Genomic DNA, 24,410 nt, shown 5'->3' with positions numbered 1-24,410 from the left:
GTGCGTCACTTGTCCACGAGCTGCTTCGGCACCGACAGCGCGAGCAGCCCGCCGAGCACGAGGAATCCCGCGAGCATATACATGCCCGCGTCGTTGGCGCCCGTCGCCTGCTTGAGCCAGCCCATCAGGTAGGGGCTCAGGAAGCCCGCGAGGTTGCCGATCGAGTTGATCATCGCGATGCCGGCCGCGGCGGCCGCGCCGCCGAGGAACGCGGTCGGCAGGCTCCAGAACAGCGGCAGCGTGGTCAGGATGCCGATCGTCGCAAGCGTGAGGCCGAGCATCGCGAGCGCGGTCTGATGCGCCCAGATCACCGACAGCACGAGCCCGACCGCGCCGATCGCGGCGGGAATCGCGAGGTGCCAGCGGCGTTCGCGGTGCTTGTCCGCGCTGCGCGCGATCAGGATCATCGCGACCACCGCGGCCGCATACGGAATCGCCGACAGCAGGCCGATCGCGACCGTGTCGGTGACGCCCGTCGCCTTGATGATGGTCGGCAGCCAGAAGCCGACGCCGTAGAGCCCCATCACGAACGAGAAGTAGATGAGCGCCATCAGCAACACGCGCGGGCTGGCCAGCACGGCGCCGAGCGGCAGGTCCTGCTTCGTCGCTTCTTCCGCGTCGACGTTGCGCGCAAGCAGCGCCTTTTCCTCGTCGGTCAGCCAGTTCGCCTTCGCGATCCGGTCGTCGAGCTTGAGGAACACGACGACGCCGACCAGCACCGACGGGATGCCTTCGAGCAGGAACAGCCATTGCCAGCCGTGCCACCCGCTGATACCGTCGAACGCCTTCAGGATGAAGCCCGAGAGCGGCCCGCCGATCACGCCGGACAGCGCGACGGCCGTCATGAAGAAGGTCGTCATCCGGCCGCGCCGGTGCGCGGGATACCAGTACGTGAGGTAGAGGATCACGCCGGGGAAGAAGCCGGCTTCGGCGACGCCGAGCAGGAAGCGCATCACATAGAACATCGTGGGCGTCGTGACGAACATCGTCAGGATCGAGATCACGCCCCACGTCGCCATGATCCGCGCGATCCACAGGCGCGCGCCGACCTTGTGCAGGATGATGTTGCTCGGCACCTCGAACAGGAAGTAGCCGAAGAAGAAGATCCCGGCACCGAGCCCGTAGACGGTGTCGCTCAGGTTCAGGTCGCTCGCCATCTGCAGCTTCGCGAACCCGACGTTCACGCGGTCGAGATACGCGACCACGTAGCACAGCAGCAGGAGCGGCGTGAGCCGCCACGACACCTTGCGGTAGGTTGCTTCCTCGAATGCGCCGGACGAACCCGGCAGCGACTGCGTCGATGTTGCCATGTTGTCTCCTGTCTATTTGTGGTTGGCCGGAGCCGGCGCATCGGCGCCCGATCCGGTTTCGTGCGAAGTAATGCGTGGACGGGGTGCCGACCGGTGAATCCCGGCGCGGCGCGCGAACAGCCCGGTGTAGCTAGATGCAGCGTCCGCCGTCGACTTCAAGGCAGACGCCCGTGATGAATTCGGCCTCGTCGGATGCCAGGTAAAGCGCTGCGTTGGCGATGTCCTGTGGCGTCGAGAAGCGGCCGAGCGGGATCGTCGCGAGGAAGCGGCGGCGGTTGTCGGGCGTGTCCTCGCAGCCCATGAACTCGGTCATCAGCGCCGTTTCTCCGAGCACGGGATTGATGCAGTTCACGCGGATGCGGTCGGCGCCGAGCTCGGCCGCGAGCGACTTGCTCGCGGTGATCATCGCGCCCTTCGTGCTGTTGTACCAGACGAGGCCCGGGCGCGGCCGCACGCCGGCCGTCGACGCGACGTTCACGAACACGCCGCCGCCCTGTTCGCGGAAGTACGGAACGAAGGTCTGCACGCACCAGAACAGGCTCTTCATGTTGACGGCGTACACGCGGTCGAATTCGGCTTCCGTGACGTCGAGCACCGGCTTGTTGCGGTGCGTGGTGCCCGCGTTGTTCACGACGATCTGCACCGAATGGAAATCGTCGAGCGCGGCCTGCAGCAGCGCGCGCCAGTCGTCGTCCTTCGACACGTCGCCGGCCACCGCGATCGCCTTGCCACCGGCGAGCGCGATCTCGCTCGCGACGCGCTCGGCCGCCGCGCCGTTCAGGTCGTTGACGACGACGTTCGCGCCTTCGCGCGCGTAGGTCTTCGCGATGCCTTCGCCGAAACCCGAGCCGCCGCCCGTGACGATGGCCGTCTTGCCGCTCAACCGCATGGTGTGTCTCCTGTGCTGGTGATGAGAGTCGTCGTGTTTCGTTTCGCGATTCGGCCGGCTGCTGCCGGCCGCGTTCGCGTGCCGCGCGTTCAGCCGTGCCGGATCGCGATCGTCTTCAGCGCGGTGAAACCGTACAGCGCCTCGAAGCCTTTCTCGCGGCCATGGCCCGAGTGGCCGACGCCGCCGAACGGCAGTTCGACGCCGCCGCCCGCGCCGTAGTTGTTGATGAACACCTGGCCCGCGCGCAGGCGTCGCGCGAGACGCATCTGACGTGCGCCGTCGCGCGTCCAGATGCCCGCGACGAGGCCGTACGGCGTGCCGTTCGCGAGTTCGACGGCTTCGTCTTCGTCGACGAAACGCATCGCGGCGAGCACGGGGCCGAACACTTCCTCCTGCGCGAGCCGGTGCGACGGCGGCACGTCGCGCAACAGCGCGGGTGCCTGGTAGAAGCCGCTTTCGGGCGCGTCGGCGACGACCTGCCCGTGCGCGGCCATCGGAATGCCGTCGTGCTGCGCGTCGGACAGGAAATCCCACACGCGCTGCTGCTGTTTCGCGTTGATCAGCGGGCCGCAGTCGAGATCGGCGCGGCTCGGGCCGACGCGCAGCCCGTTGAACGCGGTGGCGAGCCGTTCGACGAGCGGCTCGTAGACCGCGCGCTCGATCAGCACGCGGCTGCCGGCCGAGCAGGTCTGCCCGCCGTTCTGCACGATCGCCGATACGAGCACCGGCAGCGCCGCTTCGAGATCGGCATCGGCGAACACGATCTGCGGCGACTTGCCGCCGAGTTCGAGCGTGACGGGCACGTGGTTCTCGGCTGCCATCTGCGTGACCAGCTTGCCGGTGGCCGGCGAGCCCGTAAACGAGATGTGGTCGATGCCCGGATGGCGCGCGAGCGCGGCACCGGCTTCATGGCCGTAGCCGGTGACGATGTTGAGCGCGCCGGCCGGCAGCCCGGCCTCGGCGGCCAGCTCGGCGACGCGCAGCACCGACAGGCACGCATCCTCGGCCGGCTTGACGACGCACGCGTTGCCGGCCGCGAGCGCCGCGCCGACGCTGCGCCCGAAGATCTGCATCGGGTAGTTCCACGGCACGATGTGGCCGGTGACGCCGTGTGGTTCGCGCACCGTCAGCACCGTGTAGCCGGCCTGATAGGGAAGGGTTTCGCCGTGCAGCTTGTCGGCCGCGCCCGCGTAGAACTCGAAGTAGCGCGCGAGCGCGGCCGCGTCGGCGCGCGCCTGCTTCAGTGGCTTGCCGGTGTCGCGCGCCTCGATCGCGGCGAGTTCCTCCAGCGAATCGGTCACGCGCGCCGACAGCCGCATCAGCACGCGGCCGCGCTCGGCGGCACTCGCGGCGCCCCATGCGCCCGCGAATGCGTCGCGGGCCGCGGCGACCGCGCGCTCGATGTCGGGCGCGGTGCCGCGCGCGATCGTCGCGAACGGCTGGCCGTCGGACGGATCGACGACCGCGATCGTTTCCAGTTGCGCGGGCAACGTCCATTCGCCTGCGATGAAGTGCTTAGCTTCTTCCATGCCTGCTCCTGTCGTCATGCAACGCCGCCTGTCGTTCGACGGCTGGACATCCGGAACCGATTATCGCGCCGATCGTCACCCGGATGCCACCGGTCGATTGGCTATAATGGCGCATTCCCTTGGGGGACGCCCGCGGCGCTGCATCGGTCGCGGCGCCCTGTCCCGAATTCCCATCGACCTACAGAGAGCGCTCATGAGCTTCAATCATGTTCCGGCCGGCAAGGACCTGCCGCAAGATTTCAACGTGATCATCGAGATTCCCGCCCAAAGCGATCCGGTGAAGTATGAGGCGGACAAGGAGCTGGGTCTCCTCGTCGTCGACCGCTTCATCGGCACGGGCATGCGCTATCCGGTGAACTACGGCTACATCCCGCAGACGCTGTCGGGCGACGGCGATCCGGTCGACGTGCTGGTGATCACGCCGTTCCCGCTGCTGGCCGGCTCGATCGTGCGTTCGCGCGTGCTGGGCATGCTGCAGATGACCGACGAGTCGGGCGTCGACGCGAAGCTGGTCGCGGTGCCGCACGACAAGGTCTGCCCGATGACGGCGAACCTGAAGTCGATCGACGACGTGCCCGAGTACCTGAAGGACCAGATCAAGCACTTCTTCGAGCAATACAAGGCGCTCGAGAAGGGCAAGTGGGTGAAGGTCGAAGGCTGGGCCGGCATCGAAGCCGCGCACAAGGAAATCACCGACGGCGCCGCGAACTACAAGAAGTAAGCAGCGTGCCGGCCCGACGGCCGGTTCGTGCGAAACGCAAACCGCGCGTGTCTCCTCAGGAGGCCGCGCGGTTTTGTTTTGCGCGCGCGGTTTTCTTGCGCGCGGAAGTGGAAGCGGGCGGGGCGATAGTGGTTGGCTTGTCCGTTGCACCCTGCGTGCGCTTGGCGCGGCGAGGAGCAGCGGAGACCGCGGTGGCTTCGTCGGCTTTCCTGGCCGACGGACGACGGCGGGCCGGTGCGGAAGCGTCGTTGTCGCGCCCGTTCGCGACGGGCTTTCCGGCAACGGCCGGTGCTTTCTTTTTCGTCGAAGGAGGTGCGGACGGCTTGTCTTTTTTTGCCGGCGTGCTGCGCGACGCGGTCTTTTTCGCGACCGCATCGCCGTCGGTCTTTGCGCGTTTCGCGACCGGCGCGGCTTTGGCCGCCTTGGGCGCTTTGGTGGCTTGTTTGGTTTTCGCGGTCTTCGGGGTCTTTGCGGTTTTGGCGGCTTTCTTGGCGTTGCCGGTCTTCGCGCTCTTCCCGGCCGCCTTTTCCGTTTCCGCCGTCTTCGTCGCGTTGTCGACGTTTTCAGCCTTTGCTTTCGCCTTCTTCCGCCCACGCGTGCCCGCCTGCAAACCCGCTGCTTCGCCGCTCTCGTCGAGCGTCACCACGACCGGCAGCACCGATTCCAGCGTACGCAACCCGGCCGCCAGCTCACGCTTCTGCACGGGCGTGAGCCGCTTCACCCAGTATTCGGCGCGCGACGCGCTCGACCGGTCGGGCAGCGGAAACGATGCGAGCACCGCGCGCGGCTTGCGCGAGCGCGTGTAGCGCGCGCCCTTGCCGGCGGCGTGCTCGTCGAAGCGCGCGGCAACGTCGGTCGTGATGCCCGTGTAGACGCTGTCGTCGGCGCATTCGATCAGATACAGAAACCAGGACATGGCAGGGCGGCGGGATGCGAAGCCGCCAGTGTCTCAGAAAACGCGTGCGTCAACGCCACCGGCGCCGTGTCCATCGCGGAAGCGGCGCGGCGTCGGCCACTACTCGGTGCCGCGCCGGAACGGATCGTGTTCGCGCAATTCGTCGACGTACGCGTGGATATGCTCGGTCTCGCGTTCGAGAAAGCGCGCGACCGCGTCCGAGAACGCCGGGTGCGCGAGCCAGTGCGCGGAGTGCGTGACGGTCGGCAGGAACCCGCGCGCGAGCTTGTGTTCGCCCTGCGCGCCGCCTTCGAACGTGTCGAGCCCGGCTTCGATGCAGAATTCGAGCAACTGGTAGTAGGCCGTTTCGAAATGCAGGCACGGCACGTGCTCGATCGCCCCCCAGTAGCGGCCGTACAGCGTGCCGCCGCCGTGCTCGCCGCGCCGGTAGACGGCGAGCGCGCTCGCGATCGGCTTTCCGTCGGCTTCCGCGATCACGAGCAGCAGGTTCTCGGGCATCGACGCGCCGATCGCGCGGAAGAAGTCGAGGTTCAGGTACGGGCTCGAAAAGTGTTCGCGGTAGGTCTGCCGGTAGCAGCGCGAGAAGAAGCGCCAGTCGGCGTCGCTGATCCGGTCGCCGGTGAGCCGCCGGAACGTCACGCCCGCGTCGTGCACCTTGCGCCGTTCCGCACGGATGTTCTTGCGCTTCTTCTGCTCGAGCGTGGCGAGGAAATCGTCGAAGTGGCGGTAACCGTCGTTGATCCAGTGGAACTGCACGCCTTCGCGCAGCATCATCCCCATCGATTCGAGGAGCCGCGCTTCGTCGCCGGTGGGGAACAGCACGTGCAGCGACGACACGTCGCTCTGCTCGGCGAACGCGAGCAGCGTGGCCGCGAGCCGGCGGCGCGCGTCGTCGTCGGCCGCGAGCAGGCGCGTGCCCTGCACGGGCGTGAACGGCACCGCGCACAGCAGCTTCGGGTAGTAGGGCAGGTCGTTGCGCTGGTACGCGTCGGCCCACGCCCAGTCGAACACGTATTCGCCGTACGAATGCTGCTTCGCGTAGACGGGCGCGGCGGCCGCGAGGCGGCCCGTGCGTGCGTCGGTCAGCGTGACGAAGTGCGGCGACCAGCCGGTGTCGTCGACCGCGCAGCGCGCGACGTGCAGCGCGTCGAGGAATTCGTGGCGCAGGAACGGCGTCGGCTGCGCGTCGCGCGCAAGCAGCGCGTTCCATTCGTCGGCCGGCACCTCCGCGGGGGACGACAGGATGCCCGTGCGATAATCGATGCGTTCGTGTTTCAAGCGTGAATCCGTACGTTGGATGTTGCCGGACGCGTGCCGCCGTGGCCCGCGCCCGGGACGATTTCGTCAGCCGTTCAGGGCGCGCCGCCGGGCTGCGCCGATCCCGTCATGAAGACCCGACTCGCTCTCGCCCAGATCAACGTCACCGTCGGCGATTTCGCCGGCAACGTCGCACGGATCGTCGCGGCCGCGCGCGCCGCGCACAACGATGGTGCGCAGCTGATGGTCGCGCCGGAACTCGCGCTGTCCGGCTATCCGCCGGAAGACCTGCTGCTGCGGCCCGCGTTCTACGCGGCGGCGGCCGCCGCGCTCGACGCGCTCGCCGATGCGCTGAAGGCGTTCGACGGGCTCGCGGTGCTGGTCGGCCATCCGTTGCGCGGCGCGGGCGGCGATCCGCCGGGCGACGCTTCGCGCGCGCCAGCCGTCGATGGTAATGCAAACCGCCCGATCGAGCGCGGCGTGCCGCCCACCGACACCTTCAACGCTGTGTCGCTGATCGTCGGCGGCGAGATCGCCGGCACCTACCGCAAGCAGGATCTGCCCAACGCCGAGGTGTTCGACGAGAAGCGCTATTTCGCGACGGACGCCGAGCCGCTCGTGTTCGAGCTGAACGGCGTGAAATACGGCGTGATCATCTGCGAGGACGCGTGGCATGCATCGGCCGCGCAGATCGCGAAGGCGGCCGGCGCGCAGGTGCTGCTGATCCCGAACGGCTCGCCGTATCACATGAACAAGGAAGCGGTGCGCTTCGACATCCTGCGCGCGCGGATCCGCGAGACCGGGCTGCCGATGGTGTACGTGAACCTCGTCGGCGGCCAGGACGAGCTCGTGTTCGACGGCGGCTCGTTCGTGCTCGACGCGCAGGGCGCGCTCGTCGCGAAGATGCCGCAGTTCGACGAAGGGCACGCGATCGTCGAGTTCGACGGCGCGCGGCCGCTGCCCGGCGCGATCGCGCGCGAGCTGTCGACGGATGCGCAGGTGTACCGCGCGCTCGTCACGGGCGTGCGCGACTACATCGGCAAGAACGGTTTTCCCGGCGTGCTGATCGGGCTGTCGGGCGGCGTCGATTCGGCGCTGGTGCTGGCCGTCGCGTGCGATGCGCTCGGGCCCGAGCGCGTGCGCGCGGTGATGATGCCGTCGCGCTTCACGGCCGACATCTCGACCACCGACGCGGCGGAGATGGCGCGGCGCGTCGGCGTGCGCTACGACGAGATCGCGATCGCGCCGATGTTCGACGCGTTCCGCGCGTCGCTCGCGGGCGAGTTCGCGGGCCGTGCGGAAGACGCGACCGAGGAGAATATCCAGGCGCGCATCCGCGGCACGCTGCTGATGGCGCTGTCGAACAAGTTCGGTTCGATCGTGCTGACGACCGGCAACAAGAGCGAGATGGCGGTCGGCTACTGCACGCTGTACGGCGACATGGCCGGCGGTTTCGCGGTGATCAAGGACATCGCGAAGACGCTCGTGTACCGGCTCTGCCGCTATCGCAACGAAACGGCCGACTACGCGCTGCGCGACGTGATTCCCGAGCGGATCCTGACGCGCGCGCCGTCGGCCGAGCTGCGCGAGAACCAGACCGACCAGGACAGCCTGCCGCCGTACGACGTGCTCGACGCGATCATGCGGATGTACATGGAAGAAGACCGGCCGCTCGCCGAGATCGTCGCGGCCGGTTATGCGCAAGCCGACGTCGAACGCGTGACGCGACTCATCAAGATCAACGAATACAAGCGCCGCCAGGCGCCGATCGGCATTCGCGTCACGCATCGCGCATTCGGGCGCGACTGGCGCTACCCGATCACGTCACGTTTTACCGAGCGTCTCGATTGAGCCGTGTCGAGCCGTACGCGGCTCGCAGGCTTACAATCGGGATCGCGATTTTTCATCCATACGAGCATTGGGGGACAACCACCATGAAACGCATCACCGCCATCATCAAGCCGTTCAAGCTGGACGAAGTCCGCGAAGCGCTCGCCGAAGTGGGTCTCACGGGCCTGACCGTGACGGAAGTGAAGGGCTTTGGCCGCCAGAAGGGGCATACCGAGCTGTATCGCGGCGCCGAGTATGTCGTCGACTTCCTGCCGAAGATGAAGATCGAGGTCGTTGTCGCGGAAGCGCAGGTCGACCAGGTGATCGACGCGGTGATCGGCGCGGCACGCACCGGCAAGATCGGCGACGGCAAGATCTTCGTGTCGGACGTCGAGCGCGTGATCCGCATCCGCACCGGCGAAGAGAACGAAGCGGCCGTCTGAGCGCCGCATTCGGCAGCGGGCCCTGAGTACCAAGCCCGCCCGCCAATAAAAAACGGTGCGATACCCGGTTGGGTACCGCACCGATACGCGCCTCTCGCAGCAGCGTGGAAAGTGTTGTCGAATCGTTGTCCGGCAGCGCCCGATCAGAACAGGTGCTGGATGCCGGCGTAGACGCCGGTCTGGCTGCCGCCCGGGTTCGGGTTGCCGGTCGACACGGCCGTACCTGCGCCGTTGGCGTTCAGGCCGAAGTTCGCGTTCTTGCTGTTGCGCACCGTCGCGACCTGCAGATCGAACAGCGTGCGCTTCGAGATGTTGTACGAACCGCCGACCGTATAGATGTTCGCGTTGCCGCCACCGTGGTTCGCGTTCACGTGATAAGCGGCCGCGATCAGCGCCGCTGCCGGCGTTGCTTGCCACGTCACGCCGCCCCAGACCTGCTGGGTGCCGGTGACACCGGCGTTCACTGCCGGGCCGCCGCTGCCGTCCGCGCGCGATGCCTGGTAGGCCGCCTGCACCTTGAACTGGCCCAGGAACACGTTCACGCCCGCGAAGTATTCACGCGAGTAGTTGAACACGTCCGAGAAGCGGCCGTTGCTGTCGCGCGTTTCGTCGTAGATGCCGCGCAACTGGAACAGCGAGTTCGTATAGGTGACCTGACCGCCCATTGCGCGGCCCGGTTGGCCGGCCGTCGTGTTGCCGTTGAAGCTGGTCGAGTTCGAGAACGAGAACTGGCCGTAGAAGTCGAGGCCGTAGAACTGCGGCGACTGGTACGACACGTTGTTGCTGGTCTTGTTCCAGTTGCGGCCGCGGACGAGCGATGCGGTCGACCAGGCCGACTGGCCGAACGGGTCGAAGTCCCACACGCCGTTGGCGATCGCGAGCTCACGACCCAACAGCAGCGTACCGTAGCGGTCGTTCGAGATACCGACCGTCGCAAAACGATCCCAGATCGAGCCGCTGAAGCCGCCCGTCATCGTGTTGAACGCACCTTCGAGGTGGAACAGGACCTTGTTGCCGCCACCGATATCTTCGCTACCCTTCAAGCCCCACAGGCTGGTGCCCCAGTCGCCGCTTTCCGCGCGCACTTGGTGGCCGTTCTGCAGGCCGTTCAAGTACTCGATGCCGGCATCCAGACGGCCATACAGCGTGACGCTGCTCTGCGCGTGCGCCGTCACTACCCCAGCAGCCATCAGCGCGGCCGCGACCAAAGCTTTCTTCATCGTCTCCTCCATACCCTGTCAAAAAGTCAACCCAGAACTGCACGAGATGCCCGGAGCGACGAGCGCCGGGCAAAAGCGGGATAACCAGGGAGACCTCGTGCAGGGCCGGTAAGCGCAGCACGCGGGCAAGCGGACGGAAATGCCGTTGAGCGGTCCCGCGCACAGCCGGGTCGGCCTGCGGGGTCTCCTTGTAGTGTCGTGAAGCTAAACTACATTTCACGAACTTCGTTTTGCTACTTTGGTTACTAATTTAGCAAAAATACAATTTTGTGGCGACGGAAATCGTTGTTTGACTAACACCTGTCGCCAAATTGCCATGCAACACAGTGCGCAACCGGTGCGCCTAGGGTTCGCAACTACCGGAAAACCCTTGTCCCATAAGGGAGACACGAATTTTTCGAGCATGGGTCAAGGATTGCCACTATTGACGTTGCAAAAGCGTGGGCGTAAGCGCGAAAGATGCGAAATTGGTAAGTAATTCGTAATGAATCGGCGGCCGGCTACGGCCGCTTTCCAAGGCCTGCAACGCCCGTCCTGCAACGCGCGCCGGGTATCAGCCGGGGCCCGGCCGTGCGTCGAGCAACTGCGCGCGAATCCAGCGGTGCGCATCGGTGCGCGCATGCTTCGCGTGCGAGTAGACCTTCACCGTGTAGCGCGGAATCTCGAACGGCGCGGGGAAGATGCGGATCGGCGCCGCGTACCGCAGCGCCTGCGCGGCACGGTTCGGTACGGTCATCAGGAGTGCGGATTCCGCGATCACGAACGGCGCGGCGAGCACGGTCGGCAGCTGCACGGCGACCTGCCGCGCGAGGCCGAGCCGGTCGAGCACGTAGTCGACGACGCCGCGCGACTCGTTCCATGGCGTGACGACCACGTGGCGTGCCGCCAGGTACTGGTCGAGCGTCAGTCGTCGGCGGATGTCCGGATGCGCGGCGCTCGCGATCACGACGTAGTCGTCGGAGAACCAGTCGAAATCCTCGATCCCCGGCGCGTCGGCTGCCGATTCCTCGTGGTAGCCGAGCGCGAAATCGATGCGGCCGGCCGCGAGCTCGTCGACGGAAATCTTCCGGTCGGAATGGACGACGCGAATCCGCAGCCGCGGCGCGACGTGCTGAATGCGCGCAACAAACGCCGGCAGCACGGCGAACGCCGTGTAGTCGGTCGCGGCGAACACGAACGTGCGGTCGCTTTGCGCGGGATCGAAACGCCGCGCGCGGGCGAGCCCCTTCGACATCGCGTCGAGCGCGTCGCCGGCCCACGTGGCGATATCGTTGGCGCGCACGGTCGGCTGCATCTCGTTGCCGAGCCGCACGAACAGCGCGTCGCCGATCGCGTCGCGCAGCCGCGCAAGCGCGTGGCTCAGCGCGGACGGGCTCATTGCGAGCTCGTGCGCGGCCGCGGCGACCGACCGGTGGCGGTACAGCGCGTCGAACACGAGCAGCAGGTTCAGGTCGAGACGGCGCAGGTCGGGATGCATCATGTTCAGGTCCGGATGAAGAAACTGCACTTCCTGCAGGCACTGCGTGAACGTAGCATGACGGTCTGATGGGCGCCAGCGCGGTTGCGCGGCGGCGCCTGCCGTTTCGAATCCGGGCCGGAGGAGGGCTCAACCCGTGCAAATCGACATCCGTTCCGCCACCGTCGCCGACGTGCCGCTGATCCTGCGTTTCATTACCGAGCTGGCCGTCTACGAGAAGGCGGAGCATGAAGTGGTCGCGACGCCCGCGTCGCTCGAGCGCAGCCTGTTCGGCGAGGGATCGCCGGCACGTGCGCTGGTGTGCGAGGTCGACGGCGAGCCGGCCGGCTTCGCCGTGTATTTCTTCTCGTATTCGACCTGGCTCGCCCGGCAGGGGCTGTATCTCGAGGATCTGTACGTGTCGCCGCGCTTTCGTGGCGCGGGGGCCGGGCTGCGGCTGTTGAAAGCGCTTGCTCGGATCGCGGTCGAATCGGGTTGCGGGCGGTTCGAATGGAGCGTGCTCGACTGGAACGAGCCGGCGATCCGTTTCTACGAGAGCGTTGGCGCCGCGCCGCAGAGCGAGTGGGTGCGTTACCGGCTCGCGGGCGACGCGTTGCGCGCGTTCGCCGACAGCGCGCCGGTGAGCGCCGCGTAAACGCAAAACGGGCGCCGCGGGGCGCCCGTTCGCACGTCGTGCAAGTCGTGCGTTACTTGAGGCTGCCCGACAGGAACCCGCGCAGGCGTTCGCTCTTCGGGTTGGCAAACACCTCGGCCGGCACGCCTTCTTCCTCGACGCGCCCCTGGTGCAGGAACATCACGTGGTTCGACACGTTGCGCGCGAAACCCATCTCGTGCGTGACGACGATCATCGTGCGGCCTTCCTCGGCGAGCTTCTGCATCACCTTCAGCACTTCGCCCACGAGTTCCGGGTCGAGTGCCGACGTCGGCTCGTCGAACAGCATCACGTCCGGATGCATCGCGAGCGCGCGCGCAATCGCCACGCGCTGCTGCTGGCCGCCGGACAGGTGCGACGGATACTGCTTTTCGACGCGCGGTGCGAGGCCGACTTTCTCGAGATACTCGCGCGCGCGATCCTCGGCTTCCTTCTTCGGGATGCCGAGCACGTTCACGGGCGCTTCCATCACGTTCTCGAGCACGTTCATGTGCGACCAGAGGTTGAAGTGCTGGAACACCATCGAGAGCTTGGTGCGCACACGCTGAAGCTGTTTCGGATCGGCCGCGCGCAGCGCGCCGGTCTTGTCGGCTTTCGTGTGCACTTCCTCGCCGTCGACGACGATGCGGCCGGCGTTCGGCTGCTCGAGGAAGTTGATACAACGCAGCATCGTGCTCTTGCCGGAGCCGGACGAGCCGATCACGCTGATCACGTCGCCCGAGTTCGCCTTCAGCGACACGCCCTTGAGCACCTCGTTGTCGCCGTACCGCTTGTGCAGATCGTCGACGAAAAGCTTTTGAGTCTGGGAATTCATCAATAGTCCTGCGAAAACTTACTTGCCTTGCGGGCGCAGATACGCGAGCCAGCGGCGCTCGGCCTGGCGGAACAGCCACACGAGCGTGAACGAGATCACGAGGTAGAGCAGGGCGGCGATGCCGAACGCGTGGAACGACATGTAGGTCGCCGAGTTCACGTCGCGGGCGATCTTCAGGATGTCCGGCACGGTCGCGGTGAAGGCCACCGTCGTCGCGTGCAGCATCAGGATCACCTCGTTGCTGTACAGCGGCAGCGCGCGGCGCAGCGCCGACGGCAGGATCACGCGGCGATACATCGTGAACGGCGTCATCCCGTACGCGCGCGCAGCTTCGATCTCGCCGTACGACGTCGCCTTGATCGCGCCCGCGAAGATCTCGGTGGTGTACGCGCAGGTGTTCAGCGTGAACGCGAGCAGCGTGCAGTGCATCCCGTCGCGGAAGAACGCATCGAGCAGCGGCGTGCCGCGCACGACCTGCAGGCTGTAGAGGCCCGTGTAGCAGAGCAGCAGTTGCACGTAGAGCGGCGTGCCGCGGAACACGTACGTGTAGAGCCACACGGCGCTCGACAGCCACTTCCTCTTCGACACGCGCGCGACCGCGAGCGGCACCGACAGGCAGAAGCCGAGGCCGATCGACACGACGAGCAGCCACAGCGTGATCGCGACGCCGGTGATGCGGTAGCCGTCGGTGAAGAGATAGTTGCGCCAGTATTCTTGGATGAGTTCGATCATAGGTCAGCCTTGCGGACACCGGTCGAGTAGCGCTTTTCGAGCCACATCAGCACGAAGTTCGAGATCGTCGTGATGGCGAGGTAGACCGCTCCCGCGATCAGCGTGAAGAAGAAGAACCGCAGCGTGCCCTTGCCGGCATCCTGCGACGCTTTCACGACGTCGGCCAGGCCGATGATCGACACGAGTGCGGTCGACTTCACGAGCACCTGCCAGTTGTTGCCGATGCCCGGCAGCGCGAAGCGCATCATCTGCGGGAACATGATCCGCGTGAACACCTGCCAGTTCGTCATCCCGTATGCACTGCCGGCCTCGAGCTGGCCGCGCGGTACCGACAGGAACGCGCCGCGGAACGTCTCGGTGAAGTACGCGCCGTAGATGAAGCCGAGCACGAGCACGCCGGCGAGGAACGGGTCGATGTCGATCTGGTCCCAGCCGAGTGCGTCGGTCGCCATGTTCAGCCAGATCTGCAGGCTGTAGAACAGCAGCAGCATCAGCACGAGGTCGGGTACGCCGCGGATCAGCGTCGTGTAGACGGTGCCGATGCCGTGCGTCACGCGGTTGCGCGACAGCTTCGCACCGGCGCCGAGCAGACCCAGCAGGAACGACAGCGCAAGCGAAAGCACCGCCAGTTTGACGGTTTGCCAGGTGCCTGCGAGGATCAGCGGGCCGTAACCTTGTAGAAACATATGTGGTCCTTGACGGCGCACGCGGTGCGCCGCGAAAGACGCGCCCGCCAAGCTGCGCGGAACGCCCCGTGCGTATCATGACCGTCCGCCCCGGCAACGATGCCGGGCCCGCCCGTCGCGCGAGCGGCGGGCAAGGGGGCGGGCGGCGCGTGGTTGACTGCTTTTACTGCCCGGACGCGGGGCCGCCCCCGCATCCGTTGCTTCTCAAGGTCGGCGCTCAGCGGGCCGAATAGACGCTGAACGAGAAATACTTGTGCGACAGCCGGTCGTACGTGCCGTCCTTGTGCATGTCGGCCAGCGCCTGGTTGATCTTGAGCTTCAGGTCCGTATCGTCCTTGCGCACGCCGATCGCGGTGCCGTCGCCGATCGTCTTCGGATCCTTCACTTCCGGCCCGGCGAACGCGAAACCCTTGCCGCGCGGCGTGCGCAGGAAGCCGTAGTCGGCCTGCAACTCGTCCTGCAGCGTCGCGTCGAGACGGCCCGAGCCGAGATCGGCATAGACCTGGTCCTGGTTCTGGTAAGGAATGATCGTCACGCCCTGCGGTTCCCAGTACGCCTTCGCGTAGGTTTCCTGCGTCGAGCCCTGCTCGACGCCGACGCGCTTGCCCTTCAGCGACGCGACCGTCGGCAGCAGCGGCGAGCCGGTCTTCGCGATCATCCGCGCCGGTGCGTCGTACACCTTGTCGGAGAAGTCGATCTGCTCGCGGCGCTTGTCCGTGACGGTCAGCGACGACACGATGACGTCGTACTTCTTCGCCTTCAGCGCCGGGATGATTCCGTCGAGATCCTGCGCCACCCACACGCATTTCACGTTGATCCGCTTGCAGATCTCCTTGGTGAGATCGACGTCGAAACCGACGATCTCGCCGCTCGGTGCGGTCGACTCGAACGGCGGGTAGCTGGCATCGACGCCGATCCGCACGGTCTTCCACTCCTTCGCGAAGGCGCTGCCCGCCACGAGGGCGAGGGCGGCGCACAGGGCGGCCTTCTTCATTTCCATCCTTCTGTTGCTGACTTTCCGGGGCGCGCGCGGCCGGTCGGACCGGGCACCGCGGCGTATTCTAGACGGCCAAAATTCGCCGATCGGCGCTCTGGCGATGGCGGCCGCCGAAAGGGCGATCGCCAAAAGGGCGGTATTTTACCCGAACGCGATACCCGGAAAACGGCAATCCGGCGCGATCGATCGATTCTTCGACTCTTCGATTCGGCTGTTGCGGCAATCGTGGTATTCGCAACGAGTATTCCGGTAATTGGGCGCGTGATTGCAACGATGCGGTGCGCCGGTGGCGGATTGTGGCGCCATCGGCGCCCCCCTACAGTGGAGGTAAACCCGCAAAGAGAACCCGCCTCCCGGAGTGCCCGCCCCATGTTCCAGATCCGCCGCGCCGAAGACCGCTGCCACACGCGCCACGGCTGGCTCGAGTCGCGTCACAGCTTTGCGCCCGCCGGCCGCGCCGCGAATGCGCATCCGCCAGTCGGCGCGCTGCACGTGCTGAGCGAGGACCTGATCGCGCCGACGCGCGGCTTCGGGATGCAGCCGCGCCGCGACGTGGAGATCGTCACCTATGTGCTGGACGGCACGCTCGCGCACCGCGACAGCCTTGGCTGCGGCGCGATCGTCCGTGCCGGCGGCATCCAGCGGATGAGCGCCGGCACGGGGCTCATGCACAGCGAAACCAATGCATCGCGCGACCGGCCGCTGCATCTGCTGCAGATCTGGCTGCAGCCGGCCGAGCGGGGCGGGCGGCCCGGCTATGAGGAACGGCGCTTCGCCGACGACGAGAAACGCGGCCGGCTGCGGCTGGTCGCGGCGCCGGACGGCGGCGACTGCGCGCTGTCGATGCGTGCTGACGCACGCATTTTCGCGGGGCTGATCGACGGCGGCGAGGCGGCGGCGTTCGACCTGCCGGCCGGGCGCAGCGCCTATGTGCATGTGGTGCGCGGCGACGTCGAGGTCAATGGCTACGCTCTGGCCGCCGGCGACGGCGCGCGGATCGGCGGCGTGGACGCGGTTGCGTTCGCGCGCGGCCGTGCGGCCGAGGTGCTGCTGTTCGACGTCGCCTGAAATAAAAAAAGGGACGCGAGCACCCGCCCGCGTCCCCTTCGGCACCGCTCCGGGGAGCGGCCCGCCGGCTTACTGCGCCGGCGCCGACGCGGCCTTGGCCGCGCGATGCTGCTCCCAGCGTTCCTTCATCTTCTCGTGACGCTGTTCCATCTTCGCGAACTGCTGCTTGAGCGCCGTGCTGACCGTGGTCTTCTGCTGGTCGTTCAGCCCGTTGTAGAACGCGAGCCACGCGGTGGACGTCTGCTCGCGCAGTTGCGCGTTCTGCTGCTCGGCCTGCTGGCGTGCGGCGTGCATCGCGTTCAGGTCGAGAATCGGCTGGTTCTGCTGCGCCTTGAACTGTTCGCCCATCTGCTCGTGGCTCTTGCGCATCGCTTCACGGTTCTGCTTCATCGTGTTGATGGCCGTCTGCCATTGCTGTTCCTGCGACGCGTTGAGCTTCAGCTGGTCGTGCAGCTTCATGATCACGCCGAACGGGCCGCCGTCGTGCCCGTGCATCTGGTGGGCGCCGGGGCCGCCCGGCGGCGGCATGTCGTTGGGCTGCGCGGCATGCGCGGTGCCGAATGCGAGAGCGAGCACAGTGGCGGCCGCGATGGCCACGCGGGAAGTCTTCTTATACATTTCAGAAACTCCTTGTATCCAAAGGGTCCGGCGATGCGGTATTTGGCAAGCCGCGTACCGCATCCGGTAAGACGGAGGTTAGCGATGCAGGCCCCGGTCGGTGTTACGCGGGGAGGTGGCCCGGTTACGGTGCATTACAGTTCCCTTGCGCGGTAACCCGCAGTAACCCTTTCGTCCCTTTGTTTCGTTCTTTGACCCCGCCCTCGCGCGGTAAACTTCAAGCCATGACTACCCAGATCCTCATCGTCGACGACGACCAAGAACTCCGAGACCTGCTGCGCGACTATCTCGTGCGCCAGGGGATGGAAGTGTCCGTGCTGCACGACGCGGCGACGCTCGAGAAGCGCCTCGAGCGCGAGCGCCCCGACCTGATCGTGCTGGACCTGATGATGCCGGGCGTGGACGGCCTGACCGCGCTGCGCCAGTTGCGCGCGGCCGGCGACGACATTCCCGTGATCATGCTGACCGCGCGGGCGGATGACGTCGACCGGATCGTCGGGCTCGAGCTCGGCGCGGACGATTACCTCGGCAAGCCGTTCAACCCGCGCGAGTTGCTCGCGCGCGTGCAGGCCGTGCTGCGCCGCCGCCGCGCGACCCCGTCGGCAGCCGCGCCCGAACAGCGCGAGCCGTTTGCGTTCGGCCGCTTCGTGCTCGACTTCCAGGCGCGCACGCTGTCGGTCGACGGCAAGCCGGCCACGCTGTCGAGCAGCGAATTCGCGCTGCTGAAGATCTTCGTGAACCATGCGCTGCGCACGCTCACGCGCGAGCGGCTGCTCGAGCTGCTGCACGGGCCCGAGTACGACGGCACCGACCGCGGCATCGACGTCCAGGTGTGGCGCCTGCGCCGCATCCTCGAAACGGATCCGTCGACGCCACGCTTCATCCAGACGGTGCGCGGGCGCGGCTACGTATTCGTGCCCGACGGCGAGGCCCATGCGCAAACCCATTGATTCACTGTTCGGGCGGCTCGCGCTGCTCGTCGTCGGTGTGCTGCTCCTGTCGCACTTCGCGTGGTTTTTCGCGATGCGGCTCGAGCGCAACCAGATGCAGACGCGTTACGCGGTCGAAGAGGCCGCGTTCCTGGTCGATGCGGTGCGCCAGCACGTCGAGCGCACGCCCGACCAGCCTTTGCCGTCCCGCGTGCGGCTCGTGACGCCGGACAGCGCCGACGTGCCGAAGAACGACGTGTCGAACCTGCCGGCGGCGCTCAAGCGGTTCCGCGACGACGTGAGCGAGCGGATGCCGCCCGGCACGCGCGTCGAGATCGGCGCGCCCGGCCATCCGCCCGTGCTGTGGGTCAAGGAGCCGGCCGACCGCAACTGGATCGTGGTGCCCGTGCAGCCGCTGCGGCCGCCGCGCTCGCTGGACCGGATGCTGCTGTGGCTCGGCACGATCTTCTCGGCCGGCGTGATCGCCGCGCTGTTCGCGGCGTGGCAGCTGCAGCAGCCGTTGCGCTCGCTGGCGCGCGCGGTCGCGCGCTTCGGCCGCGGGCAGCCGGTGCCGCCGCTGCGCGAGCGCGGCCCGCGCGAGCTGCGCCAGCTCACGCATGGTTTCAACCAGATGGTGGAACAGGTGTCGCAGGCCGAGAGCGACCGCGCGGTGATGCTGGCGGGCGTCGCGCACGACCTGCGCACGCCGCTTGCGCGGATGCGGCTGCGTGCGGAAATGATGGACGACGCGCGGTTGCGCGACGGCGTCGTGCGCGACGTCGACTCGATGTCGCACATCGTCGACCAGTTTCTGGTGTTTGCGCACGGCGGGTCCGACCGCAGCGAGCCGGTGCCGGTCGACCAGGCGTGCGAGCGGATCGCGCGCAGCTATCGTGCGGTCGCGCCGAACGCGCCGACGGTCCAGACGCGGCTCGATGCCGATCCGGGCTTCCGGCTGCCGACGGCGACGCTCGACCGGATCCTGTCGAACCTGCTGGACAACGCGCATGCGTACGGCGCGCCGCCCGTGCTGATCGAGACGGAGCGCACGCCGACCGGCTATGTGCTGTCGGTCAGCGACAGCGGCGGCGGGATTGCGCCGCGCGACCTCGCGGCCGCCACGCGGCCGTTCGTGCGGCTCGACCCGGCCCGCGGCGGCAATGGCCACAGCGGGCTCGGGCTCGCGATCGTCGAGCGGCTCGTGCTCAGGCTGGGCGGGGCGTGCGACATCGGCAACCGCCCGGAAGGCGGCCTGCGCGTCGCGATGACGTTCCCGTTCGAGGTCGTGCCGAAGGACGAACCCCACGCACAGGCTGCGTAAGGGTTGCATGCGGCGCCTGCCCGGCCGGGCGGGCGCCGCGCGGCATCATTCGCCGAACAGCGTGCCGAGCGTCTCGGCCGCGTTGCTGTCGATCGTGTTGTAGGTCACGGTGGTGGCCTCGAAGATGTACACGGTCGTATATCGGCCGAGGCGCTCCAGGATTTCCTCCTGCAGCGATTCCGGCACGACGTTCATGTTCAGGTACCACGCAGTCGACGACAGCCGCGTCTGGAACGATCCATACTCCTGCATCAGTTCGTAGAACGCGTCGGCATCCTGATCGCGGCAGACGATCACCAAGTTTCCTGCCATTCCCTTCCTCCCGCTCGTCGATCGATCCCCAAGGGGCTAGCCCCGATCATACCCGCTTCGCCGTTTCCGGCTGCTGACGCCCGACACGGTTTGCGCCCGCGTGCGGCTGGCGGGTTCACGGCCGGGCCGGATCACGGCATAATTCGGGCCTGCATGCCGGCCGAAGGACTGCGGCCGGGCTGCTCCTACCGCGCACCCGCCGTCCGCCCGCGCGCCGGGCACGATCCGTGCGCCGGCTGGCCGTCCCCGGACGGTTGTACCTGAAATACAGGTTGGTGTAGTGTCGTGCCGTCGCGGGCCGACTCGACCGGGACCGCGCGGGAGGCAGCTTGCACGCACGGCGCATCGCGCCTGCGCGAGATCGTCAGTCAATCGAATTACCGCGCCCGTGCGCTTTGCCATGAATCAACATCGACTGCCGGCTTCGTTCGGCCTTACCGGGGAGGGCGCCTGATGGACGTCGGATTCTTCAATCCGAACCGGACCGCCAACGCGTCCGCATGGCGCGTTTTGCCGAACCGGTGGGACTTCATCGCGTTTCCGCTGATCATCTGCCTGCTGGCGATGGCAATCGTCGGTTTCCACGAAACGATGGCGCCGATCGGTGTCCTGCAGACGCAGAAGATCTCGCTCGACCCGTCGAACCTGCCCGAATACGCGTTGCGCACCACGCTGCGGATGCTCGCCGCGATGGTCGCGTCGCTCGTGTTCACGCTCGTCTACGGCACGCTCGCGGCCAAGAGCCGCCGCGCGGGCATGGTGCTGATCCCGATCCTCGACATCCTGCAGTCGGTGCCGGTGCTCGGCTTCATCTCGTTCACCGTCACGTTCTTCCTCGCGCTGTTCCCGAGCCGCGTGCTCGGCGCCGAGCTCGCGGCGATCTTCGCGATCTTCACGAGCCAGGCGTGGAACATGACGTTCAGCTTCTACCAGTCGCTGCGCACGGTGCCGCGCGATCTCGACGAGGTGTCGCGGAGCTTCCATCTGACGTCCTGGCAGCGCTTCTGGAAGCTCGAGGTGCCGTTCTCGATGCCGGGCCTGATCTGGAACATGATGATGTCGATGTCGGGCGGCTGGTTCTTCGTCGTCGCGTCGGAGGCCATCACCGTCGGCAACCAGACGATCACGCTGCCGGGGATCGGTGCGTATCTCGCGCAGGCGATCTCGGACAAGAACCTCGGCGCGATCGGCTGGGTGATCGTCACGATGACGGTCGTGATCCTCGCGTACGACCAGTTCCTGTTCCGCCCGCTCGTCGCGTGGGCCGACAAATTCCGGATGGAGAACACGAGCTCGGGCAACGCGCCGGAGTCGTGGCTGCTCGACCTCGTGCGCCGCACGCGCCTGATCCATCAGCTGCTCGTGCCGGCCGGCTGGTTCTTCGCGAAGGCCGCGCGGATTCCGCTGCGCCTGCCGCTGTCGGGCGCGATGCGCTTCGCGCTGCCGCGTGTCGAGAAGAAGGCGTCGCGCACCGTCGACATCGCGTGGGCGATCCTCGTGCTGATCGGCACGGCCTATATCGTGTGGCGCGTCGTCACCTTCGTGTCGTCCGGCGTGACGATGGCCGAAGTCGGCCACGTGTTCGTGCTCGGGCTCATCACGCTGCTGCGCGTGGTCGTGCTGATCGCGATCGCGTCGGTGATCTGGGTGCCGATCGGCGTGTGGGTCGGGCTGCGCCCGAGGCTGGCCGAGAAGCTGCAGCCGCTCGCGCAGTTCCTTGCCGCGTTCCCGGCCAACCTGCTGTTCCCGGTGTTCGTGATCGTGATCGCGCGCTTCCACCTGAACGCCGATATCTGGCTGTCGCCGCTGATCGTGCTCGGCACGCAGTGGTATATCCTGTTCAACGTGATCGCCGGTGCAACGTCCTACCCGAACGACTATCGCGAAGCGGCGACGAACTTCCGCATCCGTGGCTGGCAGTGGTGGCGGCAGGCGATCCTGCCCGGCATCTTCCCGTACTACGTGACCGGCGCGATCACCGCATCGGGCGGCGCATGGAACGCGAGCATCGTGTCGGAAGCCGTGCAGTGGGGCAACACCAAGATCGAGGCGCACGGCCTCGGCGCCTACATCGCACAGACGACCGCCGCCGGCGATTTTCCGAAGATCATCCTGGGCATCGCCGTGATGTCCCTGTTCGTCACCCTGTTCAACCGCCTGCTGTGGCGCCCGCTGTATGCCTTTGCCGAAGCGAAGCTGCGGCTCGACTGAGACCGATTGAGAGCGAAACGCGATGCACAATCCGAATGCTGTAAACGCCCCCATCCAGACGTCCCAGCCACCGCGCCTCGGCGAGGAAATCCTGCGCGTCGATCACGTCTGCCGCGGCTTCAACAAGACGCAAGGCGAGCTGCTCGTGCTCGACGACGCGAACCTGTCGCTGCGCGAAGGCGAGATCGTCGGGCTGCTCGGCCGTTCCGGCTCGGGCAAATCCACGCTGCTGCGGATCATCGCCGGCCTGATCGAGCCGACCGGCGGTGAAGTGAGCTATCTCGGCAAGCCGCTGAGCGGCCCGGCCGAAGGCGTCGCGATGGTGTTCCAGACCTTCGCGCTGTTCCCGTGGCTCACCGTGCTGCAGAACGTGGAAGCCGGCCTCGAGGCGCTCGGCGTCGGCGCACGCGAGCGGCGCGAGCGTGCGCTCGCGGCCATCGACCTGATCGGTCTCGACGGTTTCGAAAACGCTTACCCGCGCGAGCTGTCGGGCGGCATGCGCCAGCGCGTGGGCTTTGCGCGCGCGCTGGTCGTCGACCCGACGATCCTGCTGATGGACGAGCCGTTCTCGGCGCTCGACGTGCTGACGGCCGAGACGCTGCGTACCGACCTGCTCGACCTGTGGACGCAGGGCCGGATGCCGATCAAGTCGGTGCTGATCGTCACGCACAACATCGAGGAAGCCGTATTCATGTGCGACCGGATCCTCGTGCTGTCGTCGAACCCGGGCCGCGTGATCGCCGAGATCAAGGTGCCGTTCAAGCACCCGCGCAACCGGCTCGACCCGGCGTTCCGCAAGCTGGTCGACGACATCTACGCGAAGATGACCGCGCGCCAGACCAACGAGGCGACGAAGAAGGGGCTCGAACTCGGCAGCTGGCTGCCGCAGGTGTCGACCAACCTGATGGCCGGCCTGATCGAGACGCTCGCGATGGCGCCGTACCATGGCCGCGCGGACATGCCGGAAATCGCGCGCACGCTGCACCTCGAGGTCGACGACCTGTTCCCGATCGCCGAAGTGCTGCAGTACCTCGGTTTCGCGGACGTGCGGGAAGGCGACGTGTTCCTGACGCCGCCGGGGCGCGTGTTCGCCGAGTTCGGCACGCAGGAGCGCAAGCTGATGTTCGCGGATCACCTGCTGAAGCACGTGCCGCTCGCCGCGCGGATCAAGAAGGTGCTGAACGAGCGCCCGGGGCACCGCGCGCCGCGCGTGCGCTTCGAGCAGGAGCTGGAGGATTCGCTGTCGGACGGCGCGGCCGAGGAAACGCTCGACGCGGTGATCGACTGGGGCCGTTACGGCGAGATCTTCTCGTACAACGACCAGACCGAGATCTTCAGCCTCGAGGACGTCGAGTCCTGATCGATGCGCCGGGCCGCGAGGCCCGGCATCCGCGCGCGCTGCGCTGCGCAGCGCGCCGTTACTGCAGGTTGCCCCAGCGGTCCACGGCCGGTTCGGCCGACGCCCACTTCCAGTGCATGCCTTGCTGGCATGCATTCGCGAAATACCAGTCGGCCTTGTCGCCGTCCTTCACCGAGAACGCGAATTCCTTGCACAGCGCGAGCGCCGACGAATACGCGCGCGTGACGCGCACTTCGCCTTCGCCGTTTTCCAGCGGCAGCGTGTTCTTCACCTTCCACGGCTTCACTTCACCGACGGCCAGGCCACCGGCCACCTTCGCGATCGCGTCCTGCTGGTTCTGATGGAGTTGCTTCATCGTGCGGTTGACGGCCTCGTCGGTCGCGGCCTGCACGGCAATCCCGACGCCGACGCCGACCGCCGGGTTCGCGGTGACGAGGCCCGTCGCCGCGCCGGCAAGCGCGCCGCTCGCCGCGCCGACCGACCCGCAGCCCGACAGCGATGCCGCCGCCGCGCACAGCGCGCCGATCGCCGCGATACGGATCGCGACGCTCATTGCAGCGCGCCCCAGCGTTCGGTCGCGGGTTCGGCCGACGCCCATTTCCACACGGGGCCGTCGCGGCAGATCGTGGCGACGTAGAACGCCGCTTGCGCGGCCTTGTCGGGCTTCGCGGGCGTGTCGACCGCGAACACGATTTCCTTGCAGTCGAGGGGGCCGATGCTGATCATCCGGCTGACCGTCACACGACCCTGCTCGTCGTCCTCGATCGGGAACGAGTGGTGCGTCGACCACGGCGCGACCCCGCCGACGTCGAGCGGGCCGGCCGCCTTCGCGATCTGTTCCTGCGTGTAGCGATGCGCGACGCGCTGCGAGTACTGGACGCCCGCCCGTGCGCCGGCGACGGCGCCGAGGCCGATGCCCGTCGCGACGGCGGCGTTGTTGGTGACCTTGGAAGCGATCGCGGCGCCCGCGATACCGGCGCCGGCTGTCGCGCCTTCGCTGTACAGCGAGTTACAGCCGGACAACAGTGCGGCCGTGGCGATCGCGGCCAGCACGACGCGCGCCGGCATGGCCCGGCGCGTCGATTCGAAACGAATGTTCATCCCTGAGTAAAAGTCCT

The 24,410-nt window shown here is 67.2% G+C and carries 24 protein-coding genes; 9 read left to right on the top strand and 15 right to left on the bottom strand.

Translation table 11 applies throughout. The features are described 5' to 3' along the window. Nucleotides 1-5: 5 nt before the first annotated feature. The 3 genes from ACN22W_RS13485 to ACN22W_RS13475 all read right to left on the bottom strand — a co-directional run bounded on the left by ACN22W_RS13485 (nucleotide 6) and on the right by ACN22W_RS13475 (nucleotide 3,728). The gene (locus tag ACN22W_RS13485; protein WP_193098841.1) at nucleotides 6-1,310 is read right to left on the bottom strand and encodes an MFS transporter; all 1,305 of its coding nucleotides are present in this window, start codon (nucleotides 1,308-1,310) and stop codon (nucleotides 6-8) included. Nucleotides 1,311-1,440: 130 nt separating this feature from the next. After that, on the bottom strand, nucleotides 1,441-2,199 hold the full coding sequence (locus ACN22W_RS13480; RefSeq protein ID WP_129512711.1) for an SDR family oxidoreductase: 759 nt from the start codon (nucleotides 2,197-2,199) through the stop codon (nucleotides 1,441-1,443). Nucleotides 2,200-2,288: 89 nt separating this feature from the next. Beyond that, the gene (locus ACN22W_RS13475; protein WP_412023217.1) at nucleotides 2,289-3,728 is read right to left on the bottom strand and encodes an aldehyde dehydrogenase family protein; all 1,440 of its coding nucleotides are present in this window, start codon (nucleotides 3,726-3,728) and stop codon (nucleotides 2,289-2,291) included. A gap of 193 nt (nucleotides 3,729-3,921) precedes the next feature. Between ACN22W_RS13475 and ppa the strand changes: the two genes are divergently transcribed. After that, nucleotides 3,922-4,449 carry an inorganic diphosphatase gene (ppa, locus tag ACN22W_RS13470; RefSeq protein ID WP_011352863.1) on the top strand — a complete coding sequence of 176 codons (528 nt, stop codon included), beginning with the start codon at nucleotides 3,922-3,924 and terminating at the stop codon, nucleotides 4,447-4,449. Nucleotides 4,450-4,504: 55 nt separating this feature from the next. Here the strand turns inward: ppa and ACN22W_RS13465 are convergent, their stop codons facing one another. Together ACN22W_RS13465 and ACN22W_RS13460 are read right to left on the bottom strand one after the other, a co-directional pair. Beyond that, entirely contained in the window at nucleotides 4,505-5,365 is an 861-nt protein-coding gene (locus ACN22W_RS13465; protein WP_419684851.1) for a GIY-YIG nuclease family protein, read from the bottom strand. A 99-nt stretch (nucleotides 5,366-5,464) separates the two neighbouring features. Continuing rightward, nucleotides 5,465-6,643: a GNAT family N-acetyltransferase gene (locus tag ACN22W_RS13460; protein ID WP_419684849.1), complete on the bottom strand. Its 1,179-nt coding sequence runs from the start codon at nucleotides 6,641-6,643 to the stop codon at nucleotides 5,465-5,467. A gap of 108 nt (nucleotides 6,644-6,751) precedes the next feature. Between ACN22W_RS13460 and ACN22W_RS13455 the strand changes: the two genes are divergently transcribed. Both ACN22W_RS13455 and ACN22W_RS13450 read left to right on the top strand, forming a co-directional pair. Then, nucleotides 6,752-8,473 carry an NAD+ synthase gene (locus ACN22W_RS13455; protein WP_419684847.1) on the top strand — a complete coding sequence of 574 codons (1,722 nt, stop codon included), beginning with the start codon at nucleotides 6,752-6,754 and terminating at the stop codon, nucleotides 8,471-8,473. An 83-nt stretch (nucleotides 8,474-8,556) separates the two neighbouring features. After that, nucleotides 8,557-8,895 carry a P-II family nitrogen regulator gene (locus ACN22W_RS13450; protein WP_006398637.1) on the top strand — a complete coding sequence of 113 codons (339 nt, stop codon included), beginning with the start codon at nucleotides 8,557-8,559 and terminating at the stop codon, nucleotides 8,893-8,895. Nucleotides 8,896-9,038: 143 nt separating this feature from the next. Here ACN22W_RS13450 and ACN22W_RS13445 read toward each other — a convergent pair whose 3' ends face one another. Both ACN22W_RS13445 and ACN22W_RS13440 read right to left on the bottom strand, forming a co-directional pair. Next, a complete protein-coding gene (locus tag ACN22W_RS13445; protein WP_419684836.1) occupies nucleotides 9,039-10,115 on the bottom strand; it encodes a porin in 1,077 nt (358 codons plus the stop codon). 553 nt (nucleotides 10,116-10,668) lie between these two features. Further along, the gene (locus ACN22W_RS13440; RefSeq protein WP_419684833.1) at nucleotides 10,669-11,595 is read right to left on the bottom strand and encodes a LysR family transcriptional regulator; all 927 of its coding nucleotides are present in this window, start codon (nucleotides 11,593-11,595) and stop codon (nucleotides 10,669-10,671) included. A gap of 133 nt (nucleotides 11,596-11,728) precedes the next feature. On the opposite strand from ACN22W_RS13440, the gene ACN22W_RS13435 reads away from it, so the two are divergent. Then, complete coding sequence (locus ACN22W_RS13435) at nucleotides 11,729-12,226, top strand: N-acetyltransferase family protein (protein ID WP_419684831.1); 498 nt, start codon at nucleotides 11,729-11,731, stop codon at nucleotides 12,224-12,226. Nucleotides 12,227-12,278: 52 nt separating this feature from the next. Here the strand turns inward: ACN22W_RS13435 and ACN22W_RS13430 are convergent, their stop codons facing one another. The 4 genes from ACN22W_RS13430 to ACN22W_RS13415 all read right to left on the bottom strand — a co-directional run bounded on the left by ACN22W_RS13430 (nucleotide 12,279) and on the right by ACN22W_RS13415 (nucleotide 15,470). Further along, entirely contained in the window at nucleotides 12,279-13,058 is a 780-nt protein-coding gene (locus tag ACN22W_RS13430; protein WP_419684829.1) for an ABC transporter ATP-binding protein, read from the bottom strand. Between the two features lie 18 nt (nucleotides 13,059-13,076). Continuing rightward, nucleotides 13,077-13,790: an ABC transporter permease gene (locus ACN22W_RS13425; RefSeq protein ID WP_129512702.1), complete on the bottom strand. Its 714-nt coding sequence runs from the start codon at nucleotides 13,788-13,790 to the stop codon at nucleotides 13,077-13,079. Then, a complete protein-coding gene (locus ACN22W_RS13420) occupies nucleotides 13,787-14,476 on the bottom strand; it encodes an ABC transporter permease (RefSeq protein ID WP_129512701.1) in 690 nt (229 codons plus the stop codon). Before ACN22W_RS13420 ends, ACN22W_RS13425 begins: the two co-directional genes overlap by 4 nt. 217 nt (nucleotides 14,477-14,693) lie before the next feature. After that, entirely contained in the window at nucleotides 14,694-15,470 is a 777-nt protein-coding gene (locus tag ACN22W_RS13415) for an ABC transporter substrate-binding protein (RefSeq protein ID WP_048249409.1), read from the bottom strand. Nucleotides 15,471-15,842: 372 nt separating this feature from the next. On the opposite strand from ACN22W_RS13415, the gene ACN22W_RS13410 reads away from it, so the two are divergent. After that, nucleotides 15,843-16,541: a pirin family protein gene (locus ACN22W_RS13410; protein ID WP_419684827.1), complete on the top strand. Its 699-nt coding sequence runs from the start codon at nucleotides 15,843-15,845 to the stop codon at nucleotides 16,539-16,541. A gap of 69 nt (nucleotides 16,542-16,610) precedes the next feature. On the opposite strand, the gene ACN22W_RS13405 is transcribed toward ACN22W_RS13410, so the two are convergent. Then, a complete protein-coding gene (locus ACN22W_RS13405) occupies nucleotides 16,611-17,159 on the bottom strand; it encodes a periplasmic heavy metal sensor (protein ID WP_193098832.1) in 549 nt (182 codons plus the stop codon). 224 nt (nucleotides 17,160-17,383) lie between these two features. Between ACN22W_RS13405 and ACN22W_RS13400 the strand changes: the two genes are divergently transcribed. After that, on the top strand, nucleotides 17,384-18,109 hold the full coding sequence (locus ACN22W_RS13400) for a response regulator (RefSeq protein WP_009693256.1): 726 nt from the start codon (nucleotides 17,384-17,386) through the stop codon (nucleotides 18,107-18,109). Further along, entirely contained in the window at nucleotides 18,093-19,409 is a 1,317-nt protein-coding gene (locus ACN22W_RS13395) for an ATP-binding protein (protein ID WP_412023224.1), read from the top strand. Before ACN22W_RS13400 ends, ACN22W_RS13395 begins: the two co-directional genes overlap by 17 nt. 45 nt (nucleotides 19,410-19,454) lie before the next feature. Here ACN22W_RS13395 and ACN22W_RS13390 read toward each other — a convergent pair whose 3' ends face one another. Beyond that, on the bottom strand, nucleotides 19,455-19,721 hold the full coding sequence (locus ACN22W_RS13390; protein WP_011545926.1) for a hypothetical protein: 267 nt from the start codon (nucleotides 19,719-19,721) through the stop codon (nucleotides 19,455-19,457). Between the two features lie 453 nt (nucleotides 19,722-20,174). Here ACN22W_RS13390 and ACN22W_RS13385 point away from each other — a divergent pair, with 453 nt between their 5' ends. Further along, the gene (locus ACN22W_RS13385) at nucleotides 20,175-21,932 is read left to right on the top strand and encodes an ABC transporter permease (RefSeq protein WP_129512698.1); all 1,758 of its coding nucleotides are present in this window, start codon (nucleotides 20,175-20,177) and stop codon (nucleotides 21,930-21,932) included. A gap of 22 nt (nucleotides 21,933-21,954) precedes the next feature. Continuing rightward, nucleotides 21,955-23,292 (top strand): AAA-associated domain-containing protein, encoded by a 1,338-nt coding sequence (locus ACN22W_RS13380; protein WP_048249194.1) that lies wholly within the window; start codon nucleotides 21,955-21,957, stop codon nucleotides 23,290-23,292. 58 nt (nucleotides 23,293-23,350) lie between these two features. Here ACN22W_RS13380 and ACN22W_RS13375 read toward each other — a convergent pair whose 3' ends face one another. Beyond that, entirely contained in the window at nucleotides 23,351-23,845 is a 495-nt protein-coding gene (locus ACN22W_RS13375; protein WP_129512697.1) for a hypothetical protein, read from the bottom strand. Beyond that, a complete protein-coding gene (locus tag ACN22W_RS13370) occupies nucleotides 23,842-24,393 on the bottom strand; it encodes a hypothetical protein (RefSeq protein WP_048249196.1) in 552 nt (183 codons plus the stop codon). Before ACN22W_RS13370 ends, ACN22W_RS13375 begins: the two co-directional genes overlap by 4 nt. Nucleotides 24,394-24,410: the final 17 nt, after the last annotated feature.

Source organism: Burkholderia theae, assembly GCF_048565265.1.
Classification (GTDB): Bacteria; Pseudomonadota; Gammaproteobacteria; order Burkholderiales; family Burkholderiaceae; genus Burkholderia; species Burkholderia theae.
Note: the sequence above shows the minus strand (reverse complement) of the source record. Positions and strands in the feature narration are given on the sequence as shown.